A 12,321-nucleotide genomic window follows, 5' to 3' on the forward strand; every position below is an offset into this window, starting at 1 on the left:
GCCTCCCCCGCTCTCCCAGATCACGAAAGCATGATCCCGCTGTGCTATACTTTCAATATCAGCAATGAGAGAATACACCGTTGAGAGGTGATGGGATGTACAAGCTGCTGCTAGTCGATGATGAGGCGGATACAAGAGAAGCTTTATCCTCCTACTTTCCGTGGCAGGAGGTCGGATTTCAAATTATCGGCCAATGCGGGAACGGCAAAGAAGCATTAAATTTCATTCAAAACCATGACAAAATCGATGTCATTCTAACCGATATCAAAATGCCCGTCATGTCCGGCCTTGAGCTTGCCGAGGTCCTTCATGAGCAGAAGCATAATATCCATGTTATTTTCTTAAGCAGCTACCGCGAGTTCGAATATGCCCAGAAGGCGCTTCGGTACCGCGTCAACAACTATATCGTGAAGCCTGCTAAATATCAGGTTTTGTTGGACGTATTCGGCAGCCTGAGAGACGAGTTGGAAGCGGCCAAGCACTCCTTGGAGCAAACGCCGCCCGGCACAGGCAATGAAGGGCTCATCATTACGCAAATTAAATCGTATATCCAAAGCCATTATAAAGATGCGAATCTGGAGGATGCGGCCAAGCAGGTTTATTTGAATGCCAATTATTTGAGCTATTTGTTCAAGCAAAAAACCGGCCAAAATTTTACCGATTATCTCATACAGGTAAAAATGAAGGTTGCGATGAGGCTTATATCGGAAAACCAGTTTAAAACCTACGAAATCAGTGAACTGGTCGGCTACAGCAATGCCAAAAACTTTACCCGCACGTTCAAAAGCTTCTATGGCAAGACACCCAGCGAATACAGGAACGGATGACCGAAACGATGAAAGAGCGTTATTTTATTAAACATTTGGCTACTTTTCTCATTCCATTAATATTGCCTTTAATCATACTTGGCTCGTTATCCTTTATAACGACGCAGCGGGATATGAAGGAAGACATTAACAAGAACAGCCAGTTCCTGTTATTGCAATCTCAGCGCCAGCTCGAGATGATTTTGGACGAGCTGGACACGTTGAAGCTCGCTCTATACCAGAATGCCAAAGTTTTCAATGAGCTATCTGACGTCCTGCAAAATCCAATTTACACGTATGAGAGCTCTACTTCGTACCAAATTATTTTCAGCTATTTGAATGCGCTTACCAGCTCAAAGCCTTATATTCACTCCATCTATTTCTATTCGGAAAATCCTTACGGCCGCTTCGTATCCTCGCTTGACGGCTTGTCTTCGATCAACCGGTTCAACGATACGGGCTGGTTCGACGAATTCATGAAATACGAAGGGCCTGCTACAGAATGGACATCCAAGAGGGAAGCTAAAATATTCGCTTTCGAAACGAAGCCGACCCAGTTAATCTCCATTTATAATGTGCTGGCGCCACGGAAAATCGGCATCATTTTAAACGTCCGCCCAAAATACATTGAAAATATTTTATCCAATATCACGACGTATAAGGATCAGATTCTGCTCGTGTTAAACGAAAATAACCAGGTGATTTTCTCCAATAAGGAAAAAAACGTTCTAAAGGATGCTGAGCTCGACCAAATTGCCAACCACCCGTCCACCTATTTCGACCTTGAATCCTCTTTGGGCGAGATCAACGTGACAAAGGTGGAATCGGAGCAATACAACTGGAAATACGTATCCGTCATTCCACATGCTTCGTTGTACGAGACACCCTCGCGCATATTAAACTATACGATCGGTTTTGCCTGCTTGTCCTTCTTTTTGGGGCTTGTATTGACCTTCTATTTGACGAGAAGAAATTATAGGCAGCTGCTTGCCATTACCTCGCTGCTGAGATCGGCTGAGAATAATCGCACGCCGCTAAAGCCGCCAAGCAAGGTAAACGATGAATATTCGTACATTATTCAGAACATGATCTCCCATTTCATTGAGCATCGCTATATTCAAACCCAGCTGTCCGAGAAAAAATACCGGCTTCAAGTGATGGAGCTGCTGGCGCTTCAATCCCAAATCAATCCTCATTTCTTGTACAATACGCTGAATTCGATTTATTGGGAAACGGTCGGTTTAACGGGAAAACCGAACAAGGCGAGCGAAATGATTGAGGACTTGTCCGACATGCTCTCCTATTCCTTCAGCCGTCCAACCAATGAGGTTACCTGGGAGGAAGAAATCGCGAATACCATCAGCTACATCAATATTCAGAAGAAACGGTACAAAGATACCTTCGATGTGTTATTCGAATACGACGAAGAAATCGTTAAGCTTCACACGATGAAACTGCTGCTTCAACCCTTAGTCGAGAACAGTTTGTACCATGGCATTAAGGAAAAGGCTCAGAATGGCCTAATCAAAATAAAAATTTTACGTGTAGGGGAACAGCTTCGGCTTGTCGTCTCAGATAACGGAAATGGCATTTCATCCGACCGCCTCAGCGAGATCAGGAAATCGCTGGATGCATCCGACGAGCAGTCGAAGCATATCGGTTTGTTGAATACGAATAAACGGCTTAAGTTGCTGTATGAGCGGAACTATCAAATCACGATAAAGAGCAGGCCAGGGCTGGGGACCGTGATCAGTATTATGCTCCCCCAAATCAAGCAGTAGCCAGTAAAGAGGGCAGGGGTACGGCACCCCTGCCCTCTTTGCAATATACGAAGCACGATGCTGCTCGGCTTAATCTGCTGTCGCTTGCGAGCGAATCCTGATGTTCATTCATTATATTCGATTAATGAAGAAGTTTTGAATGACAGCATGTAAGGAACATATGTAATTATGTTATATCCGATAGATGAAAATGTTCCATTGATATATAGCAAAAGAACCGCTGGAAGGCCCCAATAGGACCTTCCGCGGTTCGCAGCCTCTAGCTTATTTCGATTTTAGACTCCGCTAAAAAATCAATCATGGATCGGGCTTGCACGTTGCCCGCGTGGACTGGCTTGCTCATCGACTCTCCCGTTTCCCTTAACTGGAACTCTACAATCTTGGCAACGCCCGGAATTAGATCGAAGAAATTATCGGAGAACATGCCATCATGCTCCGCTGTAATCCATACCTGCTTGGCAAGTACATCTGCCTCCAGCTTAAATCTCGTTCCGCCGCTGCCTTCAAGCTCGGTAACCCGAATCGCGGATTTAGCTAGCTTCTGTTCCTTCATGTTTACAAAATAGAACTCCTTGCTGTCCACAAGCTTTCCATCCTGCTCCAGTACCGCATGCAGCAAGACGCTTCCCGCCTCATGCTCTCCCAGCCATTCCTGCTCATTCAGCGCAAACACGACAGCCGCGCCGTTGCCTTCTATTGCAATAGGCAGTACCGCCTGCTTAAGCTTCTCACCAGAGAAATGATACAACGTCACTTGCAAATCACCGGAGAGTGGAGCCAGCAAATCGGTGACAACATGCACCTGCACCTGCCCGTCATCGGTACGGTCAAACGAGATCATCGTATCTGCAAAACTCCTTTTCGCGTAAAATTGCATAGCTTTCCACTTGCCGTAATAGTCCATGCCCGCCCATGAGGCGACTGGCCAGCAATCATTCATCTGCCAGTAGAGCGTCCCCATGCAATACGGCATGTTCCGGCGATGAGCTTCGATCGCCATTTTCATCGCTTCAGCCTGAAGCACTTGGCTCATATAGAGGAAGGAAGGGAAATCCTTCGGCTCGCTCATATAGATATCCATATATTCCTTGATCAGCCGGTTGCCGTCACCATTCTTCTGATGCGCCCGCATCACCTTCGAGTCCAGCGCCAAGTCCTGTTCCTGCGCGAACGTCATCACGGTGTCGTATTCAGGGAACGATTGGAACCCGTACTCACTCATAAAGCGGCCGACCTTTACATTATAATTTTCAAACGGCTCTACGGCATGCCATACGCCCCAATAATGTACGTCTCCTTCAGTGGACAATGGATGTGCATGCTGCTGAATATCCCCCGTTAGAGAAACAAGCGGCGAGGAAGGCCAATATTCTGTTCCTGGTGCCAATGCCTCCACAGCGTTCGGCAGGATCTGATGGAACACCTTTTCGTAATCCTGCCAAATCACGGCGCGCTGCTCCGCTGTATAATTTTTCTTCCAGCCCCAGCCGCCTTCCTCGTCATACTGCGCCCATGCGGAGTCGATTTCGTTGTTCCCGCACCAAAGTGCAATCGAAGGATGATTGCGCAGACGCTTTACGTTCTCTTCTGCTTCCAAACGCACATTATTCAGGAAAGCCTCGTCTCCCGGGTACATGCTGCAGGCAAACATAAAGTCCTGCCATACCAATATGCCATATTCGTCGCAAAGCTCATAGAATACGGACTGCTCGTAAATGCCGCCGCCCCACACCCGCAGCATATTCATGTTCGACTCCACAGCCGTAACAATCTCATGACGGTAGCGCTCGTCCGTCACATCCGTAATAAAGCTGTCATTCGGAATATGGTTGGCCCCCTTGGCAAACACCGCAACTCCGTTGAGTTCAAAATAAAACGTTGCGCCCTTCGCGTCCCTGTCCCGCACTAACCTAATCGAACGCAAGCCGGTACGAATCGACCGGGAAGCGACTTCGCGTTCCTCCTGAAGCAGCTCGGCCTTAAAGGTATACAAGTGAGCCTCGCCAAGCCCCCGGCTCCACCATAGCTTTGGATCTGTGATGACAAGAGGCAACTGGATGACATTGCTGCCCGGTTCTAGCGTGACTTGCTGCTCCCACGTGAGCCCTTCCGTGCTCAGCTTCAGTTTGCCGCTCCAAGCGTGCTCAGCTTCGATTTCAACGTTAGCTGTCAAGCTTGCAGCCAACGCCGTTACCTGATTTTGCTGAATGTGGATATCCGTTATTCTGGAGACGGACCAGCCTTCCAATCTGGCCTCGCGCCATATTCCGCTCGTCACAAAACGCGGGCCCCAATCCCAGCCATAATGATAAGGCGCTTTGCGTGCAAAAATGCTAATCTTCTGTTCGCCGAGCCCACCAAGCTCCGACTGGTCATTAGAGGCCGGCAAATTGTAGCCGAGCTGCTCAATCTTAGGTAGGTCCTCGCGAACCGGAGAGCGAAAGCGAACAGATAGTGTATTATCTTTTGCTTTCACCACATGCAGCACATCGGCTTTCCATGTTCGGAACATATTGTCTGCGGACAACACATGGCTTCCGTTTACATAAACGTCAGCGTACGTATCCAATCCGTCAAATACCAGCTCTAATCGGGAGGAGCCAAGCAAGTCGCCTTCTACATCGAAGGTAGATTCATACTCCCAATCAACCTTATCGATCCACTGCAAATCATGCTCGTTCGTGGCGTAAAACGGATCTTTAATAACGCCGTTGCGAAGCAAATCTGTATGGACACAGCCGGGTACGACAGCAGCCATCCATTCTTTTTCCTCGCAAGCTTTAAATTTCCAATTGTGCAGCACTAGCTTTGTTTCTCCCATGGTAAAACCCTCCTATATGCTTGGCCCGGCCAGACCTTCCTATGGAGCCTGGCCGCAGTTTTTTATTTTCATATGAGTAACCTGGCTCGTTTAAGAGCGTTTTCACCTTTTTATTCATAAAAAACGAATCTAAACTCGCTGGCTTTTGTTTTGTTATTTTGTTATTGCATTAGCATAATTTCGCATAACAAATGTATCATCGATAACAAAAAAGGTCAAATGTTTTTGTTTTGTTATTTTCTTTTTAGACATTTCTTAATTTGAAAGTTGGCTTCCCCCTCCCTTTTCGCTTGTATTCCTTAAAAAATAAAGCTATATTATAAGCAATAACAAAATAACAAAATCTAAAATAACTGCGTGCAATTCTTATTAATCTATATAAATGAGGTAAAATGACCAATGAAGCGCAAAGTAACGATACAATCCATTGCTGATTTTACAGGCTTATCCAAGTTCGCGGTATCTAGGGGACTAGCGGGGAAATCAGGGGTCAGTCCGCAAACCAGAGAATTAATTTTACGGGCAGCTGGACAGCTAGGCTACTTCAAGGGTGCCCAAGCACCGCCTATAGCAAGCGAACTAACGGATTTAGAGACGAAGAGCTGGTCCGGCACGATCCTGGTCCTGTTCCCGAATGTTCGCTATCAGAATACGGATTCCCTATACTGGGGACCGATCTTTAACGGCATATCCACTAGATTGAACCAGAAGGGCATTACGATTTTAACCTTAACGGAGCCTACCAACGATTCCATGTTCTCTCTGCTCAATCCGGAGGCAATCATGGGCATTATCACCGTGGGCACCATCTCGACGTCAGTTCTGCTTGATATCAAACGGCTCAGCATTCCTGTCGTTATGGTCGACCATGTTGATCCTAAGCTTCATTGCGATTCTATCTTTACCGACAACCTTACCTGCATGAGGGAAATGATGAATGCTGTTATCGAAAAAGGCTATAAACGATATCAGTTTTTAGGAAATATCCGCGATGCACAAAGCTTCTATGAACGGTTTCTCGGTTTTCGTTCCGCCTTGGAGGATCATAACATCGAGCTCAAACAAATCCCTTCGCTGATCGGCCCAGAGCTTGAAAACTTCCATGAAACCTTTAAGGAAGCGATTCACGCGCATGGGCTGCCTGAAGTTTTTGTTTGTGCTAACGATATATTTGCTTTATTCGCTTTGGAATCGCTAAAAAAATTAGGAATGGCTATTCCGAACGATCTTGTATTTACTGGCTTTGATCATACGCATCCACAAATTCCTTTTGCAGCTACCGTTAATGTAGACAAAGAACTGCTCGGCAAACGTGCCGTTGACCAAATGCTCTGGCGAATTCTTAATCCGGGCACAAGATACGAAAAAACGCTTATCCAAGCCGAGGTTATGTTTAGACCCTGATCCTATGCAAAAAAAGGCCTTCCCGCTGACGAATAATCGTCAAGAGCGGGAAGGCCTTTTGTTCATGGACTAAGAATGCCTATTCGTAAATATACGAGCAGCAGTAGTCCGAAACTTCAGTAACCTGAAGCTTGAACTTCGTGTTTGCAGGCACTTGGAATTCACCTTCGCCTTGAATGTGAATCCACTCGGTTTCACCAGGAAGCAGAACCTTCAAGTCGCCAGCCAAAATTTCCATAATTTCAACGCAGTCTGTTCCAAATTCATACTCGCCAGGCAGCATAATGCCAAGCGTTTTTTTGGTGCCGTCCGCAAACAATACAGCGCGGCTTGTTACTTTACCGTCGAAGTAGACGTTGGCCTTCTTGACGATGGATACATTATCGAATTGAGACATGGTAGGTGAATTCTCCCTTATCTATCGGATGCTAAAGCTTGGAGCTGTTCATTACAGCAATGCTTTCACTTTGCTAACAACATTCTCAACCGTAAAGCCGTATTCCTTAATTACACGGTCGCCTGGGGCGGAAGCACCGAAACGGTCGATCGCTAGGATATCGCCTTGATCGCCTGTGTAACGCTCCCAGCCGAACGGATGAGCCATTTCGATCGCAAGACGGGCTTTAACTTCAGGAAGAATGACGGAATTTTTGTATTCTTTCGATTGCTTCTCGAATAGATCCCAGCTCGGCATGCTGACGACACGTACTTGAATGCCCTCTTCTGCCAATGCTTTCTGAGCGGCTACCGCTAGTTGAACCTCGGAACCTGTTGCAAGGATTTGAGCCTGTGGCTTGCCATTAGCTGCATCTGCAACCACGTAAGCACCGCGGCGAAGGTTTTCATGAATGCCATCAACCGTACCTTCAAGGATAGGCAGGTTTTGACGAGTCAAGACAAGCGCAACCGGGTTGCCCGTGTTCTCAACCGCATATGCCCATGCAGCAGAAGTCTCGTTACCATCTGCCGGACGAATTACTGTCAGATCAGGAATGATACGGATCGATGCAAGCTGCTCAATCGGCTCATGCGTAGGACCGTCTTCACCGACAGCGATACTGTCATGCGTTAGTACATAAACAACAGGCAGCTTCATGAGTGCAGCAAGGCGAACCGCAGGACGTAGGTAGTCGGTAAATACGAAGAACGTACCTCCGAATACTTTCAAGCCGCTGTGCAGCGCAATACCGTTCATAGCAGCAGCCATACCGAATTCACGAACGCCGTAATACAGATTGCGGCCATCGTAGCTGCCTGGCTTGAACTGTGTCAAACCCTTAAGGTGTGTCATTGTGGAGCTCTCAAGGTCAGCCGAGCCGCCGAAGATCGTCGGAACGTTTTTCGCAAGACCATTAAGCGCGTTACCGGAAGCCACGCGAGTCGAAACCGCACTGTCTCCAACTTTATAAGCAGGAAGATCCGCATCCCAGCCCTCAGGCAATGCTCCGGAAATGGCTAGCTCGAACTGAGCCGCAAGCTCAGGGAAAGCTGCTTTATATGCTGCAAAAGCTTGATCCCACTGTGCGTTCGCTTGCTCGCCGCTACTTTTTACATCAGCAAAATGAGCACGAACCTCGTCTGGAACGTGGAACTGGTGATCTTCCGACCAGCCGTAAGCTTGTTTTGTCAATTTTGTTTCGTCAGCGCCAAGCGGTGATCCGTGAGGACCAGCATGTCCGCCTTTGCCGCCTTTGTTCGGGCTGCCGTAACCGATAACCGTTTTGACTTCAATCAATGTCGGTTTGGACAAATCAGCTTGCGCCTCGGCTACTGCTTTGGAAAGAGCTTCTAGGTCATTGCCGTCTTCTACGCGAAGAACCTGCCAGCCGTAACCTTCAAAACGTTTTTGAACGCTCTCGGAATACGAAAGGTTCAGTTCGCCATCAAGCGAAATATCGTTGGAATCATATAGTACAACCAATTTGCCAAGCTGCAAGTGGCCAGCGAAGGAAGCTGCTTCGTGAGAAACGCCCTCCATCAAGTCACCGTCGCCGCAAATGGAATAGGTGAAGTGGTTGATCAGATCATGGCCTTCTTTGTTGTAAGTCGCGCCAAGCTGCGCTTCCGCGATCGCCATACCCACCGCCATTGCAATCCCTTGACCAAGCGGACCCGTTGTTGCATCAACGCCAGCCGTGTGGCCGAATTCCGGATGTCCAGGTGTCAGGGAACCCCATTGGCGGAAGTTTTGCAGCTCTTCAAGCGGCAAATCATAACCGGAAAGGTGAAGGAGGCTGTAAAGCAGCATTGAGCCGTGGCCCGCAGACAAAACAAAACGGTCGCGGTTGATCCAAGTTGGGTTTGAAGGGTTGTGCTTCATGTTTTTCGCAAACAATTGGTAACCCATTGGAGCCGCACCCATAGGCATACCAGGGTGACCCGATTTTGCTTTCTCGATCGCATCAATAGCTAGTGTACGAATCGTATCGATCGAAAGCTGTTCAATTGATTTTTGTGTTACAGACATTCCAATTTCCTCCTATATTCTGATCTTGTCTACTCTCGTCTCGTTATATGGTTTCTAAAAATAACGATACAGCGTCATACCAGTACGCAATAACTCTGAATATTGTATCACTCTGCATGCTTGTTTTCCATCATAAATAATAGAATTTCCGCATAAAAATACAGCTAGTTGAATACAACCGTTTTATTATTATGCACGATTACGCGGTCTTCAATATGCCATTTCACTGCACGGGCAAGCACGACGCGCTCAATGGTCCGCCCGATTCGTTTCAGGTCATCAACATTGTCGCGATGGCTGACGCGCTGAACGTCCTGCTCGATAATAGGACCACCGTCAAGCTCCTCAGTTACGTAATGCGCGGTTGCTCCGATAATTTTTACGCCGCGTGTGTAAGCTTGTGCATAGGGCTTGCCTCCTACGAATGCCGGTAGGAAGGAGTGGTGGATATTGATAATTCGGTTCGGGAACTGCTCAATAAACTTAGGCGAGATGATCTGCATGTAACGAGCCAGTACAACGATGTCCGCTTTGTCCGCGACAACCTCCATCTGCTTGCGTTCCGCTTCTGCCTTTGAAGCAGCCGTAACCGGGATATGATGGTATTCGATGCCGAAGGATTCTACAAGCTCTCTCATATCCGGATGGTTGCTGATCACCATAGAAATATCGGCATCCAAATCGCCAGCCTTCCACTGCCAAAGCAACTCGAGCAAGCAGTGATCCTCTTTGGATACAAATATGGCAAGACGCTTCTTGCGGCTCGCCCGGAAGGTGTGCCACTTCATGTCGAAGCGGTCAGCTACTCGGGCAAAATCTTCAACAAGGACAGGCAGCTCCTTGTCCATATCATTTAGGTCAAACTCGAAGCGGATGAAAAACATGCCGCCTTCTGGATCCATCGTATATTGATCAGATTGCACGATATTCGCACCGTGCTCGTACAAGAAGTGAGACACAGCCGCTACGATGCCCGGACGGTCTGGACAAGAGATAAGCATGCGGGCACGGCCGCTTTTTCCACTAGTGTCTTTCAACGGATCTAGCGGGTTGGATTGGGATGACATGGACTTCAAACTTCCTTTCACAACGTGATCTATTCAATTTATTAGCATGCTGGCTTAAATTCTTGCAAGCAGCTCTTTGCCGCCAAACCAAGCCGTGATGCGCTGGTTTACCTGTTCTTCTGTAAGTTCAGGAGAAAGCACTTCACCGGCCATAACAAGATCGTACAAGCGTTCCATCGGCTCGCGAGGGTCTGCTTTTTTCGCTTTCGCGTCATTTTTCAGCAGCTCCCAGGTTTGGAGAACGTAAGACCTTGGATCAATTTCCTGCTTGCAGAAGAAATGATGAAGCCGCTCCACATCCTCGAAGAACGGTTCTCCCAGACGAGGCTTGCCATTGCCGCTAAGCAAGGCAATTTCAACCTCATACATCGGACGCTCGGTTTTGTCTTCCTTGCCGATCCAAGGTGTCTCCAATATAAATGGACGACCTTTAAGTCCTTCATGATTAACGATTCGCTGAATCGCGTCATGGCCAAGCCAGCCTGCACCCACCGGAGCATGCCGGTCCTTGCCTGCGGCACGCGGATTTTTGCTGTCGTTCACATGGACAACGGCTACGCGGTTTAGTCCGACCAAACGATCAAATTGCTCTAGCACACCATCCAGATCATTGATCAGATCATAACCAGCATCGTGCATATGGCAAGTATCCATACAAACCGTCAGGCGGTGATTGTCTTGAACCTTGTCAATAATTGCTGCCAGCTCTTCGAAGCTGCGGCCGATTTCCGTTCCTTTGCCCGCCATCGTCTCAAGAGCGATGTTTACGTTCGTTTCCTTCGTTCCGGCAAGCACTTCATTCAAGCCTTCCGCTATACGGGCTATGCCGTATTCCGCGTCCTTGTCTGTATAAGCGCCTGGGTGCAAGACAATATTACGAACACCGATATAGTCTGTGCGGCGAATTTCTTCCTGCAAGAAAGAAACGGCAAGCTCAAACGTGGACTCCTTGTAGGAGCCAAGATTTACAATGTAAGGAGCGTGCACTACAATTTCATTAATGCCCGATTTCTCCATTAACGCCTTGCCTTCTTCAATATATAACGTATCGATCGGCTTTCTTCTCGTGTTCTGAGGTGCGCCGGTGTATATCATAAATGAGCTGGAGCCATACGATACGGCTTCTTGCGCTGCCGTTAGCAGCCCCTTGTCCGAAAATGATACATGGGAACCTATTTTCAACATGGATTTTACGCCCCTTTCGGTTATCAAACCTTATTTTACAAGGAATGTCGAAATAAATCTAGTAACGACCAAACTACGCAAACAGGTTGTTCAAATCGTCCAGTTCCTTGCCAGTAAGGGATAATCCAAATCCCTCCTTAAGGGAGGTTGCATACTCATGTATTAAAGTGCACTGATTTGGGGATGTATTTTTTTAAAAATAAGGATAGACGCTAACGAATGCTGAAAAGATTAATCAATAGGAAGAGCCGCAGGGAAGCTTTCCCATGCGGCTCTTCCTAATTATAATCCACTAATTTTACACAAGCACAATGTATTTATTGAGTGTTATGCAAATGCCTTACTTGCTGCGGCGCGTCCTCCGTGCTCTTAAGTACCCTTAGTATCCGATCAGTTTTGTTCCACTCTAAATAAAACTGACTAACCAAATTAATGACAGACAACTTAATTTGCTCATCAGTAAGCTACGAATACCTAACTACCTCAGAAACGTCTAGGCTAAACCACTCATTTCTATGCCTGTTAAACAATACCCGCAGGACTTTCGAGTTGTGTCGTCTAGCACTATGATGTATACCTCCCTTGTGATTATTAATTATCACGTTACTACAAACAAACGTTCTTATTCAATGTATGGATCTTCCTAAAGCCTTATGAAATTAATTAAACCTGAATTACGAAAGTGCGACCTCATAAAAACATAAAAAAGTGCCCTAATCTTTGGTAGAATGGTGTTTACGAAGACAACATCACCCAAAGAGAGGAGCACCCATAAAGTGAAGTTTACCAC

8 protein-coding genes are annotated in these 12,321 nt (G+C 47.1%); 3 read left to right on the plus strand and 5 right to left on the minus strand.

What is annotated here, in order from left to right; translation table 11 throughout:
• The first annotated feature begins 95 nt into the window (after positions 1-95).
• Both E0496_RS21955 and E0496_RS21960 read left to right on the plus strand, forming a co-directional pair.
• Positions 96-827 carry a response regulator transcription factor gene (locus E0496_RS21955; RefSeq protein WP_141503924.1) on the plus strand — a complete coding sequence of 244 codons (732 nt, stop codon included), beginning with the start codon at positions 96-98 and terminating at the stop codon, positions 825-827.
• A complete protein-coding gene (locus E0496_RS21960; RefSeq protein ID WP_241674929.1) occupies positions 824-2,587 on the plus strand; it encodes a cache domain-containing sensor histidine kinase in 1,764 nt (587 codons plus the stop codon). Before E0496_RS21955 ends, E0496_RS21960 begins: the two co-directional genes overlap by 4 nt.
• Positions 2,588-2,846: 259 nt before the next feature.
• Here the strand turns inward: E0496_RS21960 and E0496_RS21965 are convergent, their stop codons facing one another.
• Positions 2,847-5,408 carry a beta-mannosidase gene (locus E0496_RS21965; protein ID WP_141503926.1) on the minus strand — a complete coding sequence of 854 codons (2,562 nt, stop codon included), beginning with the start codon at positions 5,406-5,408 and terminating at the stop codon, positions 2,847-2,849.
• Positions 5,409-5,807: 399 nt separating this feature from the next.
• Between E0496_RS21965 and E0496_RS21970 the strand changes: the two genes are divergently transcribed.
• Entirely contained in the window at positions 5,808-6,812 is a 1,005-nt protein-coding gene (locus tag E0496_RS21970) for a LacI family DNA-binding transcriptional regulator (RefSeq protein ID WP_141503927.1), read from the plus strand.
• Positions 6,813-6,891: 79 nt separating this feature from the next.
• On the opposite strand, the gene ppnP is transcribed toward E0496_RS21970, so the two are convergent.
• From ppnP to E0496_RS21990, 4 genes are all read right to left on the minus strand, one after another.
• Positions 6,892-7,209, minus strand: coding sequence for a pyrimidine/purine nucleoside phosphorylase (ppnP, locus tag E0496_RS21975; RefSeq protein WP_139996360.1), 318 nt, complete (start codon positions 7,207-7,209; stop codon positions 6,892-6,894).
• Between the two features lie 51 nt (positions 7,210-7,260).
• Entirely contained in the window at positions 7,261-9,279 is a 2,019-nt protein-coding gene (gene tkt, locus E0496_RS21980) for a transketolase (protein WP_141503928.1), read from the minus strand.
• A gap of 164 nt (positions 9,280-9,443) precedes the next feature.
• Positions 9,444-10,346, minus strand: coding sequence for a formyltetrahydrofolate deformylase (gene purU / locus E0496_RS21985; protein ID WP_141503929.1), 903 nt, complete (start codon positions 10,344-10,346; stop codon positions 9,444-9,446).
• A 54-nt stretch (positions 10,347-10,400) separates the two neighbouring features.
• Positions 10,401-11,531, minus strand: a complete 1,131-nt coding sequence (locus E0496_RS21990) for a deoxyribonuclease IV (protein WP_141503930.1) — start codon at positions 11,529-11,531, stop codon at positions 10,401-10,403.
• Between the last annotated feature and the right edge of the window lie 790 nt (positions 11,532-12,321).

This window comes from Paenibacillus luteus, assembly GCF_006542765.1.
Lineage (GTDB): Bacteria > Bacillota > Bacilli > Paenibacillales > Paenibacillaceae > Pristimantibacillus > Pristimantibacillus luteus.

What these genes read in the sequence shown, in the direction of transcription:
- E0496_RS21955 (WP_141503924.1), top strand. Translation starts at nt 96, where the DNA reads ATGTACAAGCTGCTGCTAGTCGATGATGAGGCGGATACAAGAGAAGCT.
- E0496_RS21960 (WP_241674929.1), top strand. Translation starts at nt 824, where the DNA reads ATGACCGAAACGATGAAAGAGCGTTATTTTATTAAACATTTGGCTACT.
- E0496_RS21965 (WP_141503926.1), bottom strand. Translation starts at nt 5,408, where the DNA reads ATGGGAGAAACAAAGCTAGTGCTGCACAATTGGAAATTTAAAGCTTGC.
- E0496_RS21970 (WP_141503927.1), top strand. Translation starts at nt 5,808, where the DNA reads ATGAAGCGCAAAGTAACGATACAATCCATTGCTGATTTTACAGGCTTA.
- ppnP (WP_139996360.1), bottom strand. Translation starts at nt 7,209, where the DNA reads ATGTCTCAATTCGATAATGTATCCATCGTCAAGAAGGCCAACGTCTAC.
- tkt (WP_141503928.1), bottom strand. Translation starts at nt 9,279, where the DNA reads ATGTCTGTAACACAAAAATCAATTGAACAGCTTTCGATCGATACGATT.
- purU (WP_141503929.1), bottom strand. Translation starts at nt 10,346, where the DNA reads ATGTCATCCCAATCCAACCCGCTAGATCCGTTGAAAGACACTAGTGGA.
- E0496_RS21990 (WP_141503930.1), bottom strand. Translation starts at nt 11,531, where the DNA reads ATGTTGAAAATAGGTTCCCATGTATCATTTTCGGACAAGGGGCTGCTA.